General features: G+C 36.8%; 23 protein-coding genes and 1 other annotated feature. Of the genes, 21 read left to right on the top strand and 2 right to left on the bottom strand.

Annotation, left to right across the window (positions count from 1 at the left end):
• Window positions 1-92 precede the first annotated feature (92 nt).
• Window positions 93-1,529 carry a glutamate--tRNA ligase gene (gene gltX, locus NEH74_RS04180; RefSeq protein WP_055243062.1) on the top strand — a complete coding sequence of 479 codons (1,437 nt, stop codon included), beginning with the start codon at window positions 93-95 and terminating at the stop codon, window positions 1,527-1,529.
• A gap of 22 nt (window positions 1,530-1,551) precedes the next feature.
• On the opposite strand, the gene NEH74_RS04175 is transcribed toward gltX, so the two are convergent.
• Window positions 1,552-2,739, bottom strand: coding sequence for an MFS transporter (locus tag NEH74_RS04175; RefSeq protein ID WP_055305257.1), 1,188 nt, complete (start codon window positions 2,737-2,739; stop codon window positions 1,552-1,554).
• A 183-nt stretch (window positions 2,740-2,922) separates the two neighbouring features.
• On the opposite strand from NEH74_RS04175, the gene NEH74_RS04170 reads away from it, so the two are divergent.
• Window positions 2,923-3,063, top strand: coding sequence for a hypothetical protein (locus NEH74_RS04170; protein ID WP_172676261.1), 141 nt, complete (start codon window positions 2,923-2,925; stop codon window positions 3,061-3,063).
• A gap of 47 nt (window positions 3,064-3,110) precedes the next feature.
• Here NEH74_RS04170 and NEH74_RS04165 read toward each other — a convergent pair whose 3' ends face one another.
• Complete coding sequence (locus NEH74_RS04165) at window positions 3,111-3,485, bottom strand: RidA family protein (protein ID WP_055305255.1); 375 nt, start codon at window positions 3,483-3,485, stop codon at window positions 3,111-3,113.
• 176 nt (window positions 3,486-3,661) lie between these two features.
• Between NEH74_RS04165 and ilvA the strand changes: the two genes are divergently transcribed.
• The 19 genes from ilvA to tuf all read left to right on the top strand — a co-directional run bounded on the left by ilvA (window position 3,662) and on the right by tuf (window position 24,623).
• Window positions 3,662-4,876: a threonine ammonia-lyase gene (ilvA, locus tag NEH74_RS04160; protein WP_082411201.1), complete on the top strand. Its 1,215-nt coding sequence runs from the start codon at window positions 3,662-3,664 to the stop codon at window positions 4,874-4,876.
• Between the two features lie 63 nt (window positions 4,877-4,939).
• On the top strand, window positions 4,940-6,280 hold the full coding sequence (gene cysS, locus NEH74_RS04155) for a cysteine--tRNA ligase (protein ID WP_055275524.1): 1,341 nt from the start codon (window positions 4,940-4,942) through the stop codon (window positions 6,278-6,280).
• A 191-nt stretch (window positions 6,281-6,471) separates the two neighbouring features.
• The gene (locus NEH74_RS04150; protein ID WP_237297005.1) at window positions 6,472-6,894 is read left to right on the top strand and encodes a Mini-ribonuclease 3; all 423 of its coding nucleotides are present in this window, start codon (window positions 6,472-6,474) and stop codon (window positions 6,892-6,894) included.
• Window positions 6,894-7,748, top strand: coding sequence for a 23S rRNA (guanosine(2251)-2'-O)-methyltransferase RlmB (gene rlmB / locus NEH74_RS04145; RefSeq protein ID WP_082417956.1), 855 nt, complete (start codon window positions 6,894-6,896; stop codon window positions 7,746-7,748). The genes NEH74_RS04150 and rlmB overlap by 1 nt, the downstream gene beginning before the upstream one ends.
• Before the next feature lie 18 nt (window positions 7,749-7,766).
• On the top strand, window positions 7,767-8,369 hold the full coding sequence (locus NEH74_RS04140; RefSeq protein ID WP_055243052.1) for a sigma-70 family RNA polymerase sigma factor: 603 nt from the start codon (window positions 7,767-7,769) through the stop codon (window positions 8,367-8,369).
• 71 nt (window positions 8,370-8,440) lie between these two features.
• Window positions 8,441-8,590: a 50S ribosomal protein L33 gene (gene rpmG, locus NEH74_RS04135; protein ID WP_081448230.1), complete on the top strand. Its 150-nt coding sequence runs from the start codon at window positions 8,441-8,443 to the stop codon at window positions 8,588-8,590.
• A gap of 23 nt (window positions 8,591-8,613) precedes the next feature.
• Window positions 8,614-8,793, top strand: coding sequence for a preprotein translocase subunit SecE (secE, locus tag NEH74_RS04130; protein WP_055243051.1), 180 nt, complete (start codon window positions 8,614-8,616; stop codon window positions 8,791-8,793).
• Window positions 8,794-8,805: 12 nt separating this feature from the next.
• Window positions 8,806-9,342, top strand: coding sequence for a transcription termination/antitermination protein NusG (gene nusG, locus NEH74_RS04125; protein WP_055243049.1), 537 nt, complete (start codon window positions 8,806-8,808; stop codon window positions 9,340-9,342).
• Between the two features lie 122 nt (window positions 9,343-9,464).
• On the top strand, window positions 9,465-9,890 hold the full coding sequence (rplK, locus tag NEH74_RS04120; protein ID WP_055243048.1) for a 50S ribosomal protein L11: 426 nt from the start codon (window positions 9,465-9,467) through the stop codon (window positions 9,888-9,890).
• A 79-nt stretch (window positions 9,891-9,969) separates the two neighbouring features.
• The gene (gene rplA, locus NEH74_RS04115) at window positions 9,970-10,665 is read left to right on the top strand and encodes a 50S ribosomal protein L1 (RefSeq protein WP_055243046.1); all 696 of its coding nucleotides are present in this window, start codon (window positions 9,970-9,972) and stop codon (window positions 10,663-10,665) included.
• Between the two features lie 11 nt (window positions 10,666-10,676).
• Window positions 10,677-10,824 (top strand) — a sequence feature (ribosomal protein L10 leader region).
• A 25-nt stretch (window positions 10,825-10,849) separates the two neighbouring features.
• Window positions 10,850-11,413 (top strand): 50S ribosomal protein L10, encoded by a 564-nt coding sequence (gene rplJ / locus NEH74_RS04110; RefSeq protein ID WP_055305253.1) that lies wholly within the window; start codon window positions 10,850-10,852, stop codon window positions 11,411-11,413.
• Between the two features lie 63 nt (window positions 11,414-11,476).
• Window positions 11,477-11,842 (top strand): 50S ribosomal protein L7/L12, encoded by a 366-nt coding sequence (gene rplL, locus NEH74_RS04105; protein ID WP_055243042.1) that lies wholly within the window; start codon window positions 11,477-11,479, stop codon window positions 11,840-11,842.
• 176 nt (window positions 11,843-12,018) lie between these two features.
• Window positions 12,019-12,612 (top strand): class I SAM-dependent methyltransferase, encoded by a 594-nt coding sequence (locus NEH74_RS04100; protein WP_055243040.1) that lies wholly within the window; start codon window positions 12,019-12,021, stop codon window positions 12,610-12,612.
• A gap of 126 nt (window positions 12,613-12,738) precedes the next feature.
• Window positions 12,739-16,278, top strand: coding sequence for a DNA-directed RNA polymerase subunit beta (rpoB, locus tag NEH74_RS04095; protein ID WP_256637861.1), 3,540 nt, complete (start codon window positions 12,739-12,741; stop codon window positions 16,276-16,278).
• A 26-nt stretch (window positions 16,279-16,304) separates the two neighbouring features.
• Window positions 16,305-20,030, top strand: a complete 3,726-nt coding sequence (gene rpoC, locus NEH74_RS04090) for a DNA-directed RNA polymerase subunit beta' (protein WP_055243036.1) — start codon at window positions 16,305-16,307, stop codon at window positions 20,028-20,030.
• Between the two features lie 198 nt (window positions 20,031-20,228).
• The gene (gene rpsL / locus NEH74_RS04085; protein WP_055243034.1) at window positions 20,229-20,651 is read left to right on the top strand and encodes a 30S ribosomal protein S12; all 423 of its coding nucleotides are present in this window, start codon (window positions 20,229-20,231) and stop codon (window positions 20,649-20,651) included.
• Between the two features lie 38 nt (window positions 20,652-20,689).
• A complete protein-coding gene (gene rpsG, locus NEH74_RS04080) occupies window positions 20,690-21,160 on the top strand; it encodes a 30S ribosomal protein S7 (protein ID WP_006784426.1) in 471 nt (156 codons plus the stop codon).
• Window positions 21,161-21,240: 80 nt separating this feature from the next.
• Window positions 21,241-23,313, top strand: coding sequence for an elongation factor G (gene fusA / locus NEH74_RS04075; protein WP_055275529.1), 2,073 nt, complete (start codon window positions 21,241-21,243; stop codon window positions 23,311-23,313).
• A gap of 125 nt (window positions 23,314-23,438) precedes the next feature.
• Window positions 23,439-24,623 (top strand): elongation factor Tu, encoded by a 1,185-nt coding sequence (gene tuf / locus NEH74_RS04070; protein ID WP_055243030.1) that lies wholly within the window; start codon window positions 23,439-23,441, stop codon window positions 24,621-24,623.
• The last annotated feature ends 80 nt before the right edge of the window (window positions 24,624-24,703 follow it).

Genomic DNA, 24,703 nt, shown 5'->3' with positions numbered 1-24,703 from the left:
AGCTTTTTTTCTGTGAAAATATTTAATATTTTGTTTCAATCGTATATAATATGAAAAGAATAAAAGTAGTATTTTAATTAGGAGGCAAGATTATGACAGTTCGTGTTCGTTATGCACCAAGTCCAACAGGATTTTTACATATCGGAAATGCTAGAACGGCATTATACAATTATTTATTTGCTAAACACCACGGTGGAGATTTTATCTTACGTATTGAGGATACTGACATTGAACGTAACGTAGAAGGTGGAGAAGAATCTCAAATGAACTACTTACGTTGGTTAGGTATTGAATGGGATGAATCATTTGATGTTGGTGGGGAGTATGGACCATATCGCCAATTAGAGCGTTTAGATATTTACCGTAAATATGTAGATGAGTTAATCGAAAAAGGATTAGCTTATAAATGCTATTGTACAAGTGAGGAGCTTGAGGCAGAACGCGAAGCAATGTCAACTCATGGCCATGATAATATTCATTACTCTCGTCGTTGTTTAAATGCAACAGGTGAAGAATTAGCTGAGTTAGAGGCACGTGGAGAATATGTTGTTCGTATTAAAGTTCCTGAAAATGAAGTTTATACGTTCAATGATATCGTTCGTGGTGAAATCTCATTCAACTCAGAAGACTTCGGTGACTGGGTCATTATGAAAAGTAATGGAATCCCAACTTACAACTTTGCCGTTGTTGTGGATGACTATTTAATGAAAATCACTCACGTGTTCCGTGGAGAAGAACATATTACAAATACACCCAAACAAATGATGGTTTATCGTGCTTTTGGATGGGATGTACCAACATTTGCTCACATGACATTAATCGTTAATGAAAATGGTAAGAAATTATCAAAACGTGATAAAGATACTGTTCAATTCATTGAGCAATATGCAAACATGGGATACTTACCAGAAGCATTATTCAACTTCATTGCTTTATTAGGATGGTCTCCAGGAATCGAAGAAGAAATTTTATCTCATGAACAATTAATCGAATTATTCGATGAAAAACGTTTATCTAAATCACCTTCAACATTTGATAAAGCTAAATTAGCTTACATCAATAACCGTTATATCAAAGCTTTAGAAGCGGAAGAGTTATTAGAATTATGTATGCCTCACTTAGTTGAAGCGGGAATTTTAGAAGGACGCACACATCAATGGGCTGTTGAATTAGTTTCTTTATTCCACGATCGTTTATCATACGGTGCTGAAATCGTTGACTTATACGATGAATTCTTCTCAGAAGAATTAACATTAGATGAAGAAGCACAAGCATTTATTGCTCAAGAAGGTGTTGCTGATACATTAAAAGCATTCAAAGAACAATTAGAAGCTTTAGAAGATTTCACTGCTGAAGGAATCCAAGCAGCTGTTAAAGCAGCTGGAAAAGCAAGCGGAGCTAAAGGGAAAATGTTATTCATGCCTTGCCGTATTGCAACAACAGGACAAATGCATGGTCCAGATTTACCAAAAGCTTTAGCCTTATTAGGAAAAGACACAGTTATTTCTCGTATTGAGAAATTTATCTAATATAAGACAAAAAAACCTCAGATTAAGTCTGAGGTTTTTTTGACCTTAAAGAAATTAATAAGAAAATCGAATAGAGAACGGTTAAAGCAAAGTACGTTACCCAAACTAAGGTATAGTTTAAGTGATCAGCAATAAATCCTGAAATCATTGGCCCTAGTGCGCCACCAAATGTGAAAATCATATTAATAAATCCTAGATGCATCGCATAGTGCTCTTTACCAAACAAAGCACTGGTTCCATAAGATGGAAGCATTGAGGGAAGGCATAAGCACAGTCCAAACAAAGCTGCGAAAACAAACAATAAAGGTGCGAATGCACCATAAATTAAACAAATGTAACTCAAAAGACTCATTGATACAAAAATGATAATAGAGTTGCGTAAGTTTAATTTATCGAAAACATACCCGCCAATTAAGTTGCCTAATAAAGCAAAAATGGCTTGTGTTGAACCGACATTTGCATTAAACGTTAAGGGGTGACCGAGGTGAGTTAAATAAGGTTGGATATGCATTTTAGTTCCTGAAATATTGACGCCAAGTAAAAATAAGCCCAAAGCGAATAGAATCAATTGCATGCTCCAGTGAATATCCTTATAGGAGATTTTCTCTTTCTTTTTAGCTTCTATCGTTGTATCAGGGGGCATTTTCATCACAAAAAGGGTAAGTGGGAGACAAACAACTAAAATAATCAAACCTAAGATGGCATAAGTTTCTTGATAAGAAAGATCAGTTAGCATTCTTGAAACAATTTGCATCCAAATGAATGATCCTGTTCCCGCACCTGCCATCGCAATTCCAAGTGCCATCCCTTTTTTATCTTCAAACCAGTGTGTTATAGCAGTCGAAATAGGAATGACTGTTAAACACGATGTTCCGATTCCAACAATAACAGCAATCACATAGAACATCCAAATCTCAGTGGCCAACGAATAACAGAAAAAGCCGCCACCGGCTAGAATCGCACCTAGTGACATGATGGCTTTAAGTGGAACTTTCGAAATTAGTTGACCAATGACAGGAGACATCAAGGCTGTTGTAATGGCACCAATCGTAAACACAAAGGAAAACGATGAAATCGAAAGTCTTAAATGCTTTGTCACAGGATCGATAAATAAAGACGTAATGTTATTGATAATACTGAATGAAACAGCCATGATTAAAAAACAAGCGGCTAAGACTAGATATTTACGAAATTTAAGTCTATTTGACATATATTAACCTCCAAATCTAGTGTCTTCATTAGGATTAGATTCTTGGAGGGAATTTATGTAGAAAACATCTAAAAGTAAGGGATGTCATTGAAAATTCTTTTTTAATTTATCAAAAGTGAATATCTTATTAGAAGGGTGAGTATATATGAGGTAGTTTTAAAAAAATTGAGGGGAGAGAATAAGATGAATTTAATAGGTGGACTGTTTACCTCTATCATTGGATTAGGAGTATTAGGTTTGATTGTTTGGTTTTGGGTGTTAGTCTTTACGGCTTTAGTCAGAGCTAATCAAGCATTAAAACTATATATTGAAAAGAATAAATAAGTTATCCACAGAACCAAAAAAGGAACCGTTTGACGGTTCCTTTTAAATTATTTAACAGCAATTGCTTCAATTTCGATTTTGGCATCACGTGGTAAACGAGCCACTTGAACACAAGCACGAGCAGGTTTATGTTCAGAGAAATATTGCCCATAAACCGTGTTAACCACAACAAAATCATTCATATCTGCTAAGAAGATTCCGCATTTCACAACATTTTCTAAACCATATCCCGCTTCTGTTAGAATCGCTTGAATATTTTTTAAACATTGATGTGCTTGAGCTTCGATCTCATCAGATACAAATTCCATCGTTTGTGGATCAAGTGGGATTTGACCAGAGATATATAATGTTCTATTTGCTTCAATGGCTTGAGAGTAAGGTCCAATGGCTTGAGGGGCATTTGGTGTTGCAATAACTTTCATTTGATTTCCTCCTTGAGTATGATTGGGATTTTTAAATGCACTTATCATTTTCATTATAACATATCCATATAATGGTTTTAAGAGTTATGATTCGATATATTGTGTGATACAATAAAGATAAATTATAAGTGGAAAATATAGGATGAATGATAAGTGGTTTAATGGAGGGAATTGAAGTGGAAACTGTAACATTTCAAATGATAGTAGAGGCGGCAAGAAACTTTAGAAATATTATTAAAGAGACTGATTTTTGTTACTCTGAATCTTTAAGCGATTTAACAGGAGGAGAAGTTTATTTAAAATTAGAAAATCTTCAACAATCAGGATCATTTAAAATTCGAGGCGCTTATAATAAAATGATTCATTTATCAGATGAAGAAAAAGCTTGTGGAGTTGTTGCGTCAAGTGCGGGTAATCACGCACAAGGTGTTGCGATTAGTGCAACTAAGCTAGGAATTAAATCAACGATTGTCATGCCTAAGAGTGCGCCATTTGCAAAAATTTATGCGACACGTAAATACGGGGGTGAGGTTGTTTTAGAAGGAGAAGTTTACGATGAGGCTTATCAAAAAGCATTAGAAATTAAAGAAGCAACTGGGGCAACGTTTGTTCATCCCTTTAATGATCCTTATGTTATTGCAGGTCAAGGAACGATTGGACTTGAACTTTTAAAGGAGCAACCTGATTTAGATGTTATTTTAGTACCAATTGGTGGGGGAGGGATTGCGTCAGGGATTGCTTTAGCCGTTAAGAGCATTAATCCAAATATTAAAGTCATTGGTGTTCAAACAAAGAATGCCCCTTCAATGTATGAGTCAGTTCGAAGTGGTCATATTGAATCAATTCCTGTAAATAAGACGATTGCAGATGGGATTGCGGTTGGGAGACCCGGTGATTTAACGTTTCCTTTAATTCAACAATACGTTGATGAGATTGTGACTGTATCAGAAACAGAAATTTCGCAAGCCTTTTTATTGTTACTCGAGAATTGTAACCTTGTTTGTGAAGGAGCGGGTGCTGTTTCAGTTGCTGCTATGCTTTCAGGTCAGTTAGATCTTAAAGGTCAGAAAGTGGGTGCTGTTCTTTCTGGAGGAAATATTGATATTAACCTAATTGAAAGTATCATTAATCATGCAATGATTGCGACTGGACGACGAACAGAAATTAAAGTGTCCATTAATCATAAGCCCGGAGAATTAAGTGCCTTTTTAAACACAATCGCCGAAGAATTAGGGAATGTGGTAGTCATTCGTCAAAGTCGTCATCGAGAAGGTGTATCAATGTATGACTTAGAAGTGACAGTTGTGGTTGAAACACTAGATGTTGAGCATAAACAACGCTTAATTCAAAAACTGATTGAAACAGGATATGAGATTGAGTATACTAACTAGCCATTTTAATCGAAATATATTAAAATGAAGATAACATCTAGAAAGATAGGAGTTGGACTCACAATGTTAATTTATAATACGTATACGCGTGAGAAAGAAGAATTTAAACCGATTGAAGAAAATAAGGTAAAAATGTATATTTGTGGACCAACCGTGTATAACTATATTCACATTGGAAATGCACGTCCTGTATTATTTTTCGACTTAGTTCATCGTTATTTTAAATATTTAGGATATGAGGTTGAGTTTGTTTCAAACGTAACAGACGTGGATGATAAAATTATTAACCGTGCCATTGAAGAAGAAGTAACTGAAGCAGAGATTGCTGAAAAATATTTAAATTACTTTTTAGAATGTAATCAGCTATTAAATGCTTTACCATTCACTTCAATGCCAAAAGTAACTGAAAATATGGATGAGATGATTCAGTTCATTCATGAATTAGTTGAGCGTGGATTTGCTTATGCGGTTGATGGAGATGTGTACTTCCGTATTGATAAAGTACGTGAGTATGGTCAATTATCAGGAAAGAAAATTGAAGAGTTAGAAGTTGGAGCTCGTATCGCAGAAGATTCTAAAAAAGAGAACCCATTAGACTTTGTGTTATGGAAAAAAACTGATAAAGGAATCACATGGGATTCGCCTTGGGGTGCGGGACGCCCAGGTTGGCATACGGAATGTGTGGTTATGATCGGAAAAGAATTTGGCGGTAAGATTGATATTCATGGTGGCGGAACAGACCTTCAATTCCCTCATCATGAAAATGAAATTGCTCAATCAATCTGTATGAATGGTCATAGCTTAGCAAATTACTGGATGCATGTGGGACGTTTAGGTTTAAATAACGAAAAAATGAGTAAGTCTTTAGGAAATGTGATTAATGTTAAAGATTTAATTGAAGCAATTGATGCGAATGCCTTCCGTTTATTCATGTTATCAGTTCATTATCGTCAACCAATTAACTATACAGAAGAAAATATTCAGTTAGCAGTTAAAGAGTGGCAAAAAATTAAATCAACGTTTGAACAATTACATTTAAAACTTGATTTAGCCGAAGCATTAGATGTGGAAGGAGAGGTCGTTCCTGAGATTGAAAATTTAATGCAACAATTTACATTAGCACTTGAAGATGACTTCAATACATCAAATGCGATTACAAGTTTATACGGTGTGATTAAAGAAATTAATAAAATGACGCGTGCAAAAGCAAGTGATGCAGCTTGTAAATATGCCTTAATGACACTTCAAAATATGGCTTATATTTTTGGATTTGATTTAAGTAAGAAACGTTTAACTTTAGAAGAGCGCGAGTTAATGAAAGCTTGGGAAGAAGCACGCAAAGCGAAAGACTTTAAGAAAGCAGATGAGCTAAGAGCACAATTACAGGCTTTAAATGTTTTATAAAATGAGATATGATAATAAAGATTCCATTCGAAAGGATGGAGTCTTTTTTATTGAATTTAAGAAAAGAGTTCATGTTTAGTGCCATTTATTAGAAGAGAAGATTAGAGTTTTTCGTAGAAATGACTCGAATTCGTGAAAGTCACGGTTTGAATTGGCTTTTTCGTTAAAAGATAATGATTTAGTGTATAATAATGACGATATTAGAAAAGGCGCGTGAGAAGATGGAAGTAAATCAAATGAATAGTACGATGTTAGCCTTTGTGGGAGACTCGTACTATGACTTAAAAGTTCGTGAGATGCTTTGTAGACGTGGGATTAATAAACCAAATCGTCTGCATCAATTAGCAGTCAAATATGTTTCTGCTCATGCACAAGCCACGACTTTAGCTTATTTAATAGAACAAAATCTCTTAACAGAGAAGGAATTAGAAGTGGTTAAAAAAGGACGTAATACGAAAAGTCGTTCCGTTCCTAAAAATACGGATGTGTTAACTTATACCCATTCAACAGCGTTTGAAGCGTTAATTGGGTATTTATATTTAACGGAACAAGCACAACGATTAGATGAAATCGTGTCTTATAGTATCGAATTTAAAGATGGGGTGACAAACTAATGGCGAAACCAGTAAAAGGTGCGAAAAAAGATAAAGCATCAAAACGTGATTACAAACAAGCTCCTAAAAAAGAAGGAAAAGCTATTTCTAAAAAAGATAGCAATCGTGAAGTTATTTACGGAAAAAATACGGTGAATGAAGTATTAGAATCAAAACGTAAAGTCTTTGAAGTGATTGTTACTGATGCGGTTGCTCAACATGATGCGGGATTAATGGAATTAGTGGAGAAACAAAACATTTCTTGCAAAGTATTACCTAAGCAAAAATTTGAGCAAATGGCTAAAGATAAATATGATGTTAAAGGAAATCATCAAGGTGTCTTAGCAATCGTTGAGCCATATGCATACATGCCTTTAAATGATTTAATCAAAAAGGCCACTCAAAAAGAAGAACCCGCGTTCATTCTGATTTTAGATGGTCTTGAGGATCCACATAACTTAGGAGCGATTTTACGTACGGCTGATGCATCAGGTGTAGATGGAATTATTATTCGTAAAGACCGTTCAGTTGGATTAACAAGCACTGTTGCTAAATTATCAACGGGTGCTATTGAGCACGTCCCAGTGGCTTGTGTGGCTAACTTAACAGTAGCAATTAACCAGTTAAAGGAAGCGGGACTTTGGATTGCTGGAACTGATGCGAGTGAAGCACAAGATTACCGCACACTAGATGCTAGTTTACCGTTAGGTTTAGTCATCGGGAGTGAAGGAAAAGGAATGAGTCGTTTAGTACGTGAAGCGTGTGATTTCAAAGTTTATCTTCCAATGCGTGGTCACGTTACTTCGTTAAATGCATCAGTGGCAGCTGCCTTATTAATGTACGAAATTTATAATAAACGCAATCCTATTAAATAGTGTCTTAGGAGGAATACGGTGAAGGTTGAATATAATGATTATGAGTTGGTATACTTAGTTCGTGAACAAAATGAAGCAGCTTTAGATATCCTCATCCAGAAATATTCGCCGCTAATTGGAAAAATCGCCTCTTCTTATTATGGAGTTGGATTCGATTACGAGGACTTTTTTCAAGAAGGACGAATGGCATTTATCAAATCGATTTATACATTTGATGAAACATCCATTGCTAGTTTTTATTCTTATTCGATGACATGTGTACGAAATGCGATTACGACTGCATATCGTAAAGCTAAACGAAGCGCTGGTTTAGATTTGTTAACTGATTATAGTGATCCGGTTTTACCAATAGCTTCTGAGGCACAAGTCTATTATTATTTAGATAGAGACCATAACACCTTGAATGAACGTCTACTTCTCGAATTTGCTTTAAGAGAAAAGGGGATTTTATCTGAATTTGAAAAAACGTGTTTGAAATACTATTTATTAGATAATAATTATATTGAGATAGCAACGATTCTGAGTGTGCCCCCTAAAAAAGTAGATAATGCTTTGAGTCGATGCAAAAGTAAGTTAAAGAATTTAAATAAAATAAACTCATCTTCTGGGCAATGTTGCTAGCTTTATTGACAATGATGGTTGTTTTTGATAGAGTAGATGAAGTTAAGATATAAAAATTGTGAGGTCAAATAATGCGCACAAAAGTAATTTTAGCTTGTGACGAATGTTTAAGTCGCAACTATTCAACGGTTAAAAATAAACAAACACACAGCGAGCGTCTTGTAGTTAAAAAATTCTGCAAGCGTTGTGGAAAACATACAATGCATAAGGAAACAAAATAAGAATAGTATAGGGGGGCTACATGATGAGTCAGGTAAAAGGGTTTTTTAAAGGTGTGTCTGCTGAATTAAAGAAGATTGCTTGGCCAACAGAAAAAGAGATGAAAACATATACATTACAAGTGTTAATCTTCGTAGTTGTATTATCAATCTTCTTCTTTGCTGTTGACTTAGTGATTTCCCAAGTAATGAGTTTACTAGGGTAGGAGGTCATGATAGTGGAAAAACGTTGGTATGTTGTTCAAACGTATGCTGGTTATGAAAATAAAGTAATGACTAACTTATTAAAACGTATTGAAACAATGAATATGCAAGACAAAATCTTCCGAGTATTGATTCCGGAAGAAAAAGAAGTAACAATCAAAGACGGTGTACGTAAAGAAAAGTTAAAGAAAACTTTCCCTGGTTACGTCTTAGTAGAAATGATCGATACAGATGATTCTTGGTACATGGTTCGTAATACACCAGGTGTAACTGGATTCTTAGGATCAAGTGGTAAAGGAACTCGTCCAGTTCCGCTTCCAACAGAAGAAATTATGCCAATTCTTAAGAAGATGGGTGTTACAAGTGTCGAAGTATCATTAGATATCGAAGTTGGACAACAAGTATTAGTTGCAGCTGGTCCATTCTCAGGACAAGTTGGAAAAATCGAATCAATCGACAAAGAACATGGTAAAGTTAGTGTGTTAGTGGATTTATTTGGACGCGAAACACCAGTCGAATTAGATTTCGGACAAATTTGTGAAGTCGAATAAAAAAAAATCTTGCCTAATATAAAAAAAGGTGATAAACTATCGTAGTTGATATGAGATTCATATCAAGTGGGAGGGTGAAACACCCAAATAACCACATCACGGACTTAGAGGAGGTGTGTCGCGTGGCAAAAGCAGTAAAAAGTATTGTTAAATTACAAATTCCTGCAGGAAAAGCAAATCCAGCTCCACCAGTAGGTCCAGCATTAGGACAAGCAGGTGCGAACATTCAAGGATTCTGTCAAGAATTCAATGAACGTACACGTGAACAAATGGGAAGTATTATCCCAGTAGTAATCACAGTTTATGAAGATCGTTCATTTACATTCATTACAAAAACTCCACCAGCATCAGACTTATTAAAGAAAGCTGCTGGAATTCAAAGTGGATCATCTTTACCTCACAAGGAAAAAGTTGCTACTTTAACTAAAGATCAAATTCGTGCTATCGCTGAGCAAAAAATGCCAGACTTAAACGCGAATACAGTAGAAGCTGCAATGCGTATTATTGAAGGTTCTGCAAGACAAATGGGAATCGTTGTAGAAGACTAATCTACCGTTTTAGGTTGTAGATTACAACCTAAATCTGTGGGAGGAGATTCCGTTAACCACAATTTAGGAGGTACTTAGAATGGCTAAAAAAGGTAAAAAATTCATCGAAGCCAAAAAATTAGTTGATTCTACTACTTTATACTCTGTAGAAGAAGCTGTTGAATTAGTTAAGAAAACTAATGTTGCTAAATTTGATGCAACTGTAGATGTAGCTTTCCGTTTAGGAGTTGACCCACGTAAAGCGGATCAACAAATTCGTGGAGCTATGGTATTACCTCACGGAACTGGGAAAGTTCGTTCAGTATTAGTATTCGCTAAAGGTGAAAAAGCTAAAGAAGCTGAAGCGGCTGGAGCAGATTTCGTAGGAGATAGCGATATGATCAACAAAATCCAACAAGGTTGGATGGAGTTCGATGTAGTTGTAGCTACTCCAGATATGATGGCTGAAGTTGGTAAATTAGGACGCGTTTTAGGACCACGTGGTTTAATGCCAAACCCTAAAACTGGTACTGTAACAATGGATGTTACTAAAGCTGTTAATGAAATCAAAGCTGGTAAAGTAGAATACCGCGTTGATAAAGCTGGTAACGTACATGTTCCAATCGGAAAAGTATCTTTCGAAGACCAAAAATTAGTTGAAAACTTCAAAGCTATCTTTGATACTATCTTAAAAGCTAAACCATCTGCAGCTAAAGGAACTTACGTGAAAAACATCGCTGTTTCTTCAACTATGGGACCTGGTATCAAAGTTGCATCTGAATCATTAGAAAAATAATTTTTCTTATTGATAATTGAATAGAATTACCGTAGACAGTAGGGGCCTTTGGCTTAATGATCCTACCGAGGTTTTGGATATATATATTATTTATTTTCATGCCTTAGTTACACCCTTCTGTCCACATTTTAGTGGGTAAAAGGGTTTTTCTACGGACTTAGAACGAACATAGGAGGTGTGAATAATGAGCGCTACTGCAATCGAAATGAAATCTCAATTAGTTGCTGAGTACGCAGCGCAATTCAAAGAATCAGCTTCTTTAGTAGTTGTTGATTACCGCGGATTAACTGTTGCTGAAGTAACTGAATTACGTCAACAATTACGTGCTGAAGGTGTTGAATTTAAAGTATTAAAAAACAATATCTCTCGTCGTGCTGTGACTGAAGCTGGATTCGAAGGTTTAGGTGAAGCATTCGTTGGTCCAACTGCTGTTGCATTCTCTAAAGAAGACGTTGTTGCACCTGCACGCGTATTATACAACTTCGCTAAAGAACACCAAGCTTTAGAATTAAAAGCTGGTTTAATCGAAGGATCTGTTGCTTCATTAGAGCAAGTTATGGAATTAGCTAAATTACCAAACCGCGAAGGTTTATTATCTATGTTACTTTCTGTATTACAAGCTCCAATGCGCAATATGGCATGTGTTGTTAAAGCTGTTTCTGAACAAAAAGAAGCTGGTGTTGAAGCACCTGTAGCTGAGGCTGCTGCTGAAACAACTGAAGTGGCTGAAGAAGCTGCTGCTGAATAATTTTTGAAATTTAAAAAATTAACCTAAAAGGGAAAAATCCCTAATTTGAAGGAGGAAAATAAAATGGCAAAATTAACTGCTGCTGAAATGATCGAAGCGATCAAAGAAATGTCAGTTTTAGAATTAAACGAATTAGTTAAAGCTATCGAAGAAGAATTTGGTGTAACTGCTGCTGCTCCTGTAGCTGTTGTTGGTGGAGCTGAAGCTGCTGCTGGACCATCTGAAGTAGATGTAATCTTAACAAACGCTGGAGCTAAAAAAATCGGTGTTATCAAAGTAGTTCGTGAAATCACTGGATTAGGATTAAAAGAAGCTAAAGAATTAGTAGACGGAACTCCTGCTCCAATCAAAGAAAAAGTTTCTCCAGAAGAAGCTGAAGAATTAAAAGCTAAATTAGAAGAAGCTGGAGCTACTGTTGAAGTTAAATAATTAACTTTAATATAAGTTTCGCTGAAATATAAATAAAAACCTGAGTGTGTTTATCGCCTCAGGTTTTTATTTCATAAACATATAATGTAATAATTTACTTTAACATGGCAATAATAGAGCATGTAAAAATGTTCATATTCTCTAATTTTTAGGTAAAATCAAAAGGGGTTGTGATCATGCATTATTATACTAACAATGTTAATGCTCGTTCGGACGAAAAGGACTTTGCTTACACACTTAGAGGGCATAAACTCAAATTCACAACAGATATTGGGGTCTTTTCGAAGAGAGATGTTGACTTTGGTTCTAGACTTTTAGTAGAAAGCTTTACTGTTCCAGAAGTAGATGGGAATATTTTAGATGTTGGCTGTGGTTACGGACCTATCGGTTTGAGTTTAGCTAAAAGTTATGTAAATCGAAATATTCATATGGTAGATGTTAATCAACGAGCGTTAGAACTATCAAAAAAGAATGCACAGGATAATGGAATTTCAAATGCAACAATGTATGAAAGCTTTTGCTATGATGGTGTAGAAGGTGAATTCGCGGCTATTTTATCGAATCCTCCAATCCGTGCAGGGAAAAAAGTTGTTCACGCCATTATTGAAGAAGCTAAAGAATATTTGGTTGAGAATGGTGAACTTTGGATAGTAATACAGAAAAAACAAGGCGCTCCATCTGCTAAAGCGAAAATGGAAGAAGTCTATGGGAATTGTGAAGTTGTCGACAAAGATAAAGGATATTTTATATTAAAGTCTATCAGACGTTGACACTATTGAAAAAATTTGATATTATTATAAAATGCCTAATACTGCTTGTATTTTACATGTGCTAAGTCAAATACATTAGGTGTTGAATAAAAAAAACAACAAAAGTTTACATAAACAAACAAAGAGGTGAAACGCGTGGCAGGGAAAATTGTTCAATATGGTAAAAAGAGACAACGTCGTAATTACTCAAGAATTGATGTTGCACTCGAACTCCCTAACTTAATTGAAATTCAAACTGCTTCTTATCAGTGGTTCCTTGATGAAGGTATTCGTGAAATGTTCAAAGACATTTCTCCAATTGAAGACAATAACGGTAATTTAGCGCTTGAATTCGTTGGATATAGCTTAGGAGAACCAAAATATTCTGTTTTAGAAGCTAAAGAACGCGATGCTAACTATGCTGCCCCTTTACGTGTTAAGGTTCGTTTACACATTAAAGACGAAGAAACACACGCAATTAAGGAAGTGAAGGAAAGCGAAGTATACATGGGGGACTTCCCTTTAATGACCCCAACAGGAACATTTGTTATCAATGGTTCTGAACGTGTAATCGTATCACAATTAGTCCGTTCATCAGGTGTTTACTACAATAAAGAGACTGATAAAAAGAGCGGTAAAGAAAAATATGCTGCACAAGTAATTCCTAACCGTGGTGCATGGTTAGAGTATGAACTTGATGCAAAAGACATTGTTTATGTTCGTGTCGATAGAACGCGTAAAATTCCAATTACAGTTTTATTACGTGCATTAGGACTTTCAACAAAAGAACAAATCATCGAAATGTTTGGTGAAAATCAGTATATCTTAAATACGTTAGAAAAAGACCAAACTGTTAACTCTGATGAAGCATTAATGGAAATCTTCCAAAAACTTCGTCAAGGTGAGCATGCTACGATCGATGGTGCTCGAACTTTATTCGTTTCTCGTTTCTTTGATCCTAAACGATACGACTTAGCTCATGTTGGACGTTATAAATTCAACAAAAAATTAAGTGCACAAGAACGTTTATTAAATCAAAAATTAGCTAGTGATATCTTTGATTCAGAGACAGGTGAAGTACTAGTAGAAGAAGGTACAGTAATTACTCGTCGTATCTTTGAAGAAGTATTAGCTGATAAAATTGATCGTTTAAATATTAAAAAAGTCGAATTAGTGAATCCTTTAGAAGAAACACAAACTTATGTTCAAGAATTCGAAGTTTATTCACAACGAGTAAATGAAGGGGATCAAGTTGTAAAAATTATCGGAAATGTAGAAGATGAGTGTAAACACATTACTACTTCAGATATCTTTGCATCTGTAAGTTACTTCTTCAACTTATTAGATTCAGTAGGTTACTTAGATGATATCGATCACTTAGGAAACCGTCGTTTACGTCTAGTAGGTGAATTATTACAAAACCAATTCCGTATCGGGTTATCTCGTATGGAGCGTGTTGTTAAAGAAAGAATGTCAATTCAAGAAAGTGAAGGAATCACACCTTCAAGCTTAATTAACATTCGTCCTGTAACAGCTGCAATTAAAGAGTTCTTCGGTAGCTCACAGTTATCACAGTTCATGGATCAAACTAACCCATTATCAGAGTTAACGCACAAACGTCGTTTATCTGCTTTAGGGCCAGGTGGTTTAACACGTGAACGTGCTGGAATGGAAGTACGTGACGTTCACTACTCTCATTACGGTCGTATGTGTCCTATCGAAACGCCTGAGGGACCAAACATCGGGTTAATCAACTCTTTATCATCTTATGCAAAAGTTAACGAATTTGGATTCATTGAGACTCCATATCGTAAAGTTATCCCAGTTATTGATGAAGCAACTGGAGAAACAAAAATGCAAGTAACTGGGGAAATCCGTTATTTAACTGCTGACGAAGAAGATCGTTATGTAGTAGCACAAGCTGGATTAGATTTAGATGCAAATGATTGCTTACCTGAAAAAGTAATTGTTCGTCATCGTGGTGAAAACTTAATCGTTCCTGCTGAACGTGTTGACTTCGTGGACGTATCACCAAAACAGATTGTATCTGTTGCCACAGCATGTATCCCGTTCTTAGAGCACGATGATGCCAACCGTGCATTAATGGGAGCCAACATGCAACGTCAGGCCATTCCTTTATTAATTCCTGAAGCCCCATTCGTTGGTACAGGTATGGAATATGTAGCGGCAAAAGACTCAGGGCAAGCAGTAGTTGCTCACAACAGCGGAACAGTAGAATACGTTGATTCAAAACAAATCCGTGTTCGTCGTGATGCTGATGGAGGATTAGATCGTTATCCATTAATTAAGTTTGTTCGTTCAAACTCAAGTACTGTATTAAACCAACGTCCAATCGTTCGCCTAGGTGATCATATTAATGCTGGTGAAGTATTAGCAGATAGTTCATCAATGGAAAGCGGAGAATTAGCTTTAGGACGTAACGTCGTTGTAGCATTCATGACATGGAACGGATATAACTATGAGGATGCCATCATCATGAGTGAACGCTTAGTAAAAGATGATGTGTATACATCAATTCACATTGAAGAATATGAATTAGAAGCTCGTGACACTAAGTTAGGCCCAGAAGAAATTACACGTGATATCCCAGGTGTTGGGGAAGACGCTCTTAAAAACTTAGATGAGCGTGGAATTATCCGTATCGGTGCTGAAGTTAAAGAAGATGACATCTTAGTAGGTAAAGTAACTGCTAAAGGTCAGACTGAATTAACTGCAGAAGAACGTTTATTACATGCTATCTTCGGTGAGAAAGCACGTGAAGTTCGTGATACATCATTACGTGTACCACACGGTGGAGACGGAATTGTACATGACGTTAAATACTTCTCTCGTCGTAACGGTGATGACTTATCACCAGGTGTAAACGAAGTAATTCGTATTTACATTGTTCAAAAACGTAAAATCTCTGAGGGAGATAAAATGGCCGGACGCCATGGTAATAAAGGGGTTATCTCTAAAATCTTACCTCAAGAAGATATGCCATATATGCCAGATGGAACACCAGTGGATATCATGTTAAACCCATTAGGGGTACCATCACGTATGAACATCGGTCAGATCTTAGAAATTCACTTAGGTATGGCTGCTAAAAAATTAGGAATTCACGTTGCAACTCCAGTATTCGATGGTGTTAAAACTGAAGACTTAGAAGCAATCATCGCAGAAGCTGGTATGGACCCAGATGCGAAGACTGTATTATATGATGGACGTACAGGTGAAAAATTCGATAACCGAATTTCAGTTGGGGTTATGTATATGATTAAACTTGCCCACATGGTTGATGACAAATTACATGCCCGTTCAATTGGACCTTACTCATTAGTAACTCAACAGCCGCTTGGAGGTAAAGCTCAATTCGGTGGACAACGTTTCGGTGAGATGGAGGTATGGGCACTTGAAGCATACGGTGCGGCATACACATTACAAGAAATCTTAACAGTTAAGTCAGATGATATCACAGGACGTGTTAAAACATACGAAGCTATCGTACGTGGAGAAAATGTTCCTGAACCAGGTATCCCTGAATCATTCCGAGTATTAGTTAAAGAGTTACAATCATTAGGTATGGATGTTAAAATCTTATCTGATGACAAAGATGAAATTGAAATCCGCGATCTTGAGAATGTAAAAACTCATCAAATCGTTGTTCCAGAAACAGTTGAATAATAATTAGACGCAAGGAGGGAATCGCCTTGGTAGATGTTAACAAGTTTAAGTATATGAAGATCGGTTTAGCATCTTCAGATACAATCCGTAAATGGTCTTATGGTGAAGTTAAAAAATCTGAGACAATCAACTATCGTACATTAAAACCTGAAAAAGATGGATTATTCTGTGAGCGTATCTTCGGTCCACAAAAAGACTGTGAGTGTGCTTGTGGTAAATATAAACGTATTCGCCACGAAGGGATCGTTTGTGATCGCTGTGGTGTAGAAGTAACAGTAGCAAAAGTTCGTCGTGAACGTATGGGTCACATCGAACTTGCTGCACCTGTTGCACATATTTGGTATGTAAAAGGTATTCCAAGCCGCATGGGACTATTATTAAATATGTCTCCTCGTGAGCTTGAAGAAGTTATCTACTTTGTAAACTATGTTGTAATTGACCCAGGTAAAACTGATTTAATTAAACAAAAAGTATTAACTGAAAAAGAATATCGTGAAGCATATGAAAAATGGGGGAATGCATTCCAAGTAGGTATGGGTGCTGAAGCCATTAAAAAGTTATTAGAATCATTAGATTTAGATAAATTAGCGAAAGAATTACGTTCTGAATTAAAAATTGCACAAGGTCAAAAACGTGGGAAAGTTATCAAACGTTTAGAAGTTGTGGAATCATTCCGTAATTCAGGAAACCGTCCTGATTGGATGATCTTAGACGTATTACCGGTAATTCCACCAGAATTACGTCCAATGGTTCAATTAGATGGTGGACGTTTTGCAACATCTGACTTAAATGACTTATATCGTCGTGTTATTAACCGTAATAACCGTTTAATTCGTTATTTAGAAATCGGTGCGCCTAATATTATCATTAACAATGAGAAACGTATGATTCAAGAAGCAGTAGATGCTTTAATTGATAATGGTCGTCGTGGACGTCCAGTTACCGGTCCAGGAAACCGTCCATTAAAATCACTTTCTCACATGTTAAAAGGTAAACAAGGTCGTTTCCGTCAAAACTTATTAGGTAAACGTGTTGACTACTCTGGACGTTCTGTAATCGTAGTAGGACCAGACTTAAAGATGTATCAATGTGGATTACCAAAAGAAATGGCTCTTGAGTTATTCAAACCATTCGTTATGAAAGAATTAGTAGAACGTGATTTAGCACAAAATATTAAGAGTGCTAAGAAAATGATTGAGCGCATGGATGATGCATTATGGGACGTTGTAGAAGACGTAATTCGTGAGCATCCAGTATTATTAAACCGTGCCCCAACATTACACCGTTTAGGTATCCAAGCGTTCGAACCTAAAATTGTAGAAGGACGCGCAATTCGTCTTCACCCTCTTGTAACGACAGCATTCAATGCCGACTTCGATGGTGACCAGATGGCGGTTCACGTTCCTTTATCTCAAGAAGCACAAGCTGAAGCTCGTTTATTAATGCTTGCTGCAAACAACATCTTAAACCCGAAAGATGGTAAACCAGTCGTTACTCCATCTCAGGATATGGTATTAGGAAACTACTACTTAACGATGGAGGAAGCAGGAGCAATTGGTGAAGGTAATATCTATAAAGATACAAATGAATTAATGATGGCTTATGCAAACGGATATGTAACATTACACTCTCGTATTGCATTAGATGCTAAAGCATTAAATAACATGACTTTCACTGAAGAGCAAAATAGCAAATATATCATCACAACTTTAGGAAAAGTTATCTTCAATGGTATTTTACCTAAAACATTCCCTTACTTAAATGAGCCAACAATGACGAACTTACAAGGTGCTACACCAACTAAGTACTTCGTTGAAAAGGGAACAGATATTAAAGCACACTTAGCGGATGTTAAAATTGTTTCTCCATTCAAGAAAAAATTCTTAGGAGATATCATTTCTGAAGTATTCCGTATTTATAAAACAACTGAAACATCACGTATGTTAGACCGCTTAAAAGACTTAGGATTTAAGTATTCTACTGTTGCCGGAATTTCTGTAGGGGTTGCTGACGTAGTCGTATCTTCTAAGAAAAAGGATTTATTAAAACAAGGTGACGATAAAGTTGCTCAAATCCAAGAGTTCTATAACCGTGGTTTATTAACTGATGATGAGCGTTATCGTTTAGTTATCGATGTTTGGGCGAAAGTAAAAGATGAAATTCAACACGTATTAATGAATGAGTTACCTGCTGATAACCACATTTACATGATGAGTGATTCAGGAGCCCGTGGTAATGCATCGAACTTTACGCAGTTAGCCGGTATGCGTGGATTAATGGCCAACCCATCTGGTAAAACAATTGAGTTACCAATCAAATCTTCATTCCGTGAAGGTTTAACAGTAACTGAGTTCTTCATCTCTACCCATGGTGCCCGTAAAGGATTAGCCGATACAGCCTTAAAAACAGCCGATTCAGGTTACTTAACTCGTCGTTTAGTAGACGTAGCACAAGATGTAATCGTTCGTGAAGATGACTGTGGTACAGATAAAGGACAATATATCACTGAATTAAAACAACGTGGTCAAACAGTAGAAACATTATTTGATCGTATCGTTGGACGTTATACAGCAAAACCTATCTATCATCCGGTAACAAAAGAAAAGATTGCAGAACGCAATGTATATATTACAGATGAATTAGGTAAAGCTATCATCGATGCTGGTATTGAAGGAGTAGATATCCGTACTATTTACTCATGTAATGCTCAAAAAGGTGTATGTAAAAAATGTTATGGTCAAAACTTAGCAACTGGTAAAGAGGTTGAAGTTGGGGAAGCTGTTGGTATCATGGCTGCTCAATCAATCGGTGAGCCAGGTACTCAGTTAACGATGCGTACATTCCATACAGGTGGGGTAGCCGGAGCCGATATTACACAAGGTTTACCTCGTATCCAAGAGTTATTCGAAGCGCGTAATCCAAAAGGACGTGCAATCATTGCTGAAATCGATGGTGTAATTACTACAATTAAGGCAAATACTAAAAACCGTTATGAAATTACATTAACAAATAAATTAGAAAGCCGTAACTACTTATTACCTTACGGGGTACAACCATTAGTAGCTGAAGGTGATGAAGTATTAGCTGGAGACATGTTAACTGAAGGGTCAATCGATCCTAAAGAATTATTACGTGTTAAAGATGTTGCCGCTGTACAAGCATACATCTTAAAAGAAGTACAAAATGTATACCGTGCACAAGGGGTAGAATTATCAGATAAGCATATTGAGATCATGGTTCATCAAATGATGAAAAAAGTTAAAGTTATCGACGGTGGAGATACTGACATTTTACCAGGATCATTAATTGATATGACTCATTATACGCGTGTAAATGCTGCTGCAATCATGCGTGGGAAACGCCCTGCAGTAGGTATTCCAACAATCTTAGGTATCACAAAAGCATCTCTTGAAACAGAATCATTCTTATCTGCTGCATCATTCCAGGAAACAACTCGCGTTCTTACAGATGCTGCAATCAAAGGTAAAGTGGATGAATTAATCGGATTAAAAGAAAATGTTATCATTGGTAAGTTAATCCCAGCCGGAACAGGTGTTTTAAGAGAAGATCATATTCAACCGGTACATAAGATTGAAGATGAAGTTGAAGAGGATATTTTACCATTCGATTTAACTTCGGATTCAAAAGTATCAAATGATTTAGTAAATCTTTCATTAGAAGACGATTTAGATGAATTAGATATCGAATTAGATTTCGATGAAACTGATTTTTTAGACGCTGAAGATGAATAAGATATCAAAAAAAGCCAATAATACTGTTGAAAAATATTAAAAACTTTTTTGAACTGTTGACATTATTCTAAAAAAATGTTAGATTAATAAAGGCTTTTAAAAAAACAAAGTGAGTTTTGCTTTCGGGCAAAGCTTACTTTTTCTAACTAAAATGAACCACCTGGATAAGTGGACTAAGTTTATGAGAGGAGGACTAATATGCCAACTATTAACCAATTAGTTCGTAAAGGACGTCAAAGTAAAGAAACAAAATCTAAATCTCGTCATTTAAATGTAGGGTACAATAGTTTAAAGAAAGAACAAACTAACTTATACTCTCCACAAAAACGTGGGGTATGTACTCGTGTTGCTACAATGACACCTAAAAAACCAAACTCGGCTTTACGTAAATATGCCCGTGTACGTTTAACAAATGGTTTAGAAGTAACAGCATACATTCCTGGTATTGGACACAAATTACAAGAGCACAGCGTTGTTTTAATTCGCGGTGGACGTGTAAAAGACTTACCAGGGGTACGTTATCATATCGTTCGTGGTACTTTAGATGCTACAGGTGTAGATGGACGTATGCAAGGTCGTTCTAAATACGGAACAAAAAAACCAAAAGCAGCTAAAAAATAATCTAACTTTTTTCGATAAAATGGAAGGGAGGCTAAATTATGCCACGTAAAGGACATGTAGCAAAACGCGACGTTTTGCCAGATCCAATTTATAACTCTAAATTAGTATCTCGTTTAATCAACAACATCATGCAAGATGGTAAAAAAGGTACTGCACAAACTATTTTATATAATGCATTCGATATCATTGCTGAGAAAACTGGTCGTGAACCAATGGAAGTATTCGAAGAAGCTATCGAAAACATCATGCCTGTATTAGAGGTTAAAGCTCGCCGTATCGGTGGGGCAAACTACCAAGTACCAGTAGAGGTTCGTCCTGAGCGCCGAATCACTTTAGGATTACGCTGGTTAGTTCAATACTCTCGCTCTCGCGGAGAAAAAACTATGGAGCAACGCTTAGCTAACGAAATTATCGATGCAGCTAACAACACAGGTGCATCTGTTAAGAAACGTGAGGATACTCACAAAATGGCTGAAGCTAACAAAGCATTCGCTCATTACCGTTGGTAATATTTTAAATAACTTTAGGATTACTGGATTTCTAGTAATCCTAAAAGTTTAGTATTTCACTATGAGAGGAGTAACGGAACATGGCAAGAGAATTCTCTTTAAATCACACTCGTAACATCGGTATCATGGCACACATCGATGCTGGTAAAACGACAACTACAGAACGTATCTTATACTACACTGGTCGTATCCACAAAATCGGAGAAACTCACGATGGTGCTTCTCAAATGGACTGGATGGCTCAAGAGCAAGAGCGTGGTATCACAATCACTTCAGCTGCAACAACAGCTGCTTGGAATGGTCACCGTGTAAACATCATCGATACACCAGGTCACGTAGACTTCACAGTAGAAGTTGAACGTTCATTACGTGTATTAGATGGTGCGGTAGCAGTATTAGATGCGCAATCAGGAGTTGAGCCTCAAACTGAAACAGTTTGGCGCCAAGCTACTACTTACGGAGTTCCACGTATTGTATTCGTAAATAAAATGGATAAAACAGGTGCAGATTTCTTATACTCTGTAAAAACATTACATGATCGTTTAGGAGCTAACGCTCTTCCAATTCAATTACCAATCGGTGCTGAAGATGATTTCGAAGGTATCATTGACTTAGTTGAAATGAAACAATACATGTATACAAATGACTTAGGAACTGACATCCAAGTTGGAGAAATCGATGCAGCTCACTTAGAAGATGCAGAAATGTATCGTGATCAATTAATTGAAGCAGTATCTAACTTAGATGAAGAGTTAATGATGAAATACTTAGAAGGTGAAGAAATTTCAATCGAAGAATTAAAAGCTGCGATCCGTCGTGCTACAATCAACGTTGAATTATTCCCAGTATTATGTGGATCAGCCTTCAAAAACAAAGGTGTTCAGTTAATGTTAGATGCTGTAATTGACTACTTACCAGCTCCAACTGATATTCCTGCAATCAAAGGAACATTAGAAGATGGAACTGAAGTTGAGCGTCATGCTTCTGATGAAGAACCATTCGCAGCATTAGCATTCAAAGTTATGACTGACCCATTCGTAGGTAAGTTAACATTCTTCCGTGTTTACTCAGGAACAATCCAATCAGGAACTTACGTATTAAACTCAACTAAAGGTAAACGTGAGCGTGTTGGACGTTTATTACAAATGCACGCTAACAGCCGTCAAGAAATCTCTGAAGTATACGCAGGAGATATCGCTGCAGCTGTAGGTTTAAAAGATACTACAACTGGAGATACTTTATGTGATCCAGATCACGAAGTTATCTTAGAATCAATGGTATTCCCTGAACCAGTTATCTCTTTATCAGTTGAGCCAAAATCAAAAGCAGACCAAGATAAAATGGGTATCGCTTTACAAAAATTAGCTGAAGAGGATCCAACTTTCCGTACTCATACAGACGAAGAAACTGGTGAAACTATCATCTCAGGTATGGGTGAGTTACACTTAGACATCATCGTTGACCGTATGCGTCGTGAATTCAAAGTTGAAGCTAACATTGGTGCTCCTCAAGTAGCTTACCGTGAAACATTCACTCAAGCTGCAGACGTTGAAGGTAAATTCGTACGTCAGTCTGGTGGACGTGGACAATACGGACACGTATGGATCAAATTTGAACCACAAGAACCAGGTGCTGGATACGAGTTCGTGGACGCTGTAGTTGGTGGGGTTGTACCTCGTGAATACATCGGATCTGTAGATGCAGGATTAAAAGATGCATTACAAAATGGACAATTATCAGGATTCCCTGTAGTTGACGTTAAAGCTACATTATTCGATGGTTCTTACCATGATGTCGATTCAAGTGAGATGGCATACAAAATCGCAGCTTCTATGGCATTAAAAAATGCTTATGACAAATGTAAACCAGTTCTTTTAGAACCAGTTATGAAAGTAGAAGTTGTTATCCCAGATGAGTACTTAGGAGACGTAATGGGAGATATCACTTCACGTCGTGGACGCTTAGACGGAATGGAAGCTCGTGGTAACGCGCAAGTTATCCGTGCATATGTTCCATTATCTGAAATGTTCGGATATGCAACTGCATTACGTTCTAACACACAAGGACGCGGAAACTACTCAATGGAAATGGATCACTATGAGCAAGTTCCAAAATCAATCGCTGATGAAGTCATCAAAAAACATCGTGGATAATCGTTGTTAATTGATGTGTTCATATATCCGCTGCTAATAAGAATGTAATACTTGCATTCTTATTAGCGGTATTGTAAAATAAAAATGTTGAATACAAAAAATGTAACTTAGAGGAGGATATTAGCATGGCAAAAGCTAAATTCGAACGTACTAAACCGCATGTTAACATCGGTACAATCGGTCACGTTGACCACGGAAAAACTACATTAACAGCTGCTATCACAACTGTATTATCTAAATCAGGTAAAGCAGAAGCTCGCGCTTACGACCAAATCGATGGTGCTCCAGAAGAGCGTGAACGTGGAATCACTATCTCAACTGCACACGTTGAGTACGAAACTGACAACCGTCACTACGCACACGTTGACTGCCCAGGACATGCTGACTACGTTAAAAACATGATCACTGGTGCTGCTCAAATGGACGGTGGTATCTTAGTAGTATCTGCTGCTGATGGACCAATGCCACAAACTCGTGAGCACATCTTATTATCTCGCCAAGTTGGTGTACCTCGTTTAGTTGTTTTCTTAAACAAATGTGACATGGTAGACGACGAAGAATTATTAGAATTAGTTGAAATGGAAGTTCGTGACTTATTATCTGAGTACGATTTCCCAGGTGATGAAGTTCCAGTAATCCACGGATCTGCATTATTAGCATTACAAGGACAACCTGAATGGGAAGCAAAAATCAACGAATTAATGGCTGCTGTAGATGAGTACATCCCAACTCCAGCTCGTCAAACTGATTTACCATTCTTAATGCCAGTAGAGGACGTATTCTCAATCACTGGACGTGGTACTGTAGCAACTGGACGCGTTGAGCGTGGGGTTGTTAAAGTTGGTGACGTTGTTGAAATCATCGGTTACCATGAAACAAAATCAACTACTGTAACAGGTGTTGAAATGTTCCGTAAATTATTAGACCAAGCTGAAGCTGGAGATAACATCGGAGCTTTATTACGTGGTATTTCTCGTGAAGAAATCCAACGTGGACAAGTATTAGCTAAACCAGGATCAGTAAAACCTCATACAAAATTCACTTCTGAGGTTTACGTATTATCTAAAGAAGAAGGTGGACGTCATACTCCATTCTTCGGAAACTACCGTCCTCAATTCTACTTCCGTACAACTGACGTAACTGGAGTTATCCAATTACCAGAAGGTGTAGAAATGGTTATGCCAGGTGACAACGTTGCTATGACTGTAGAATTAATCGCGCCAATCGCTGTTGAAAAAGGAACTAAGTTCTCTATCCGTGAAGGTGGACGTACAGTAGGTGCTGGTTCAGTAGTAGACATCATCGAATAATCGATATTCTAATATTTGAATCTTTTTGTCCTAGAGATATATTCTCTAGGACTTTTTTTATTTTGGCTCTTTGTCAACTG

It is taken from the genome of Turicibacter sp. GALT-G1 (genome assembly GCF_025594995.1).
GTDB classification, from domain to species: domain Bacteria; phylum Bacillota_I; class Bacilli_A; order MOL361; family Turicibacteraceae; genus Turicibacter; species Turicibacter bilis.
This window is presented reverse-complemented; position numbering and strand designations above follow the sequence as displayed.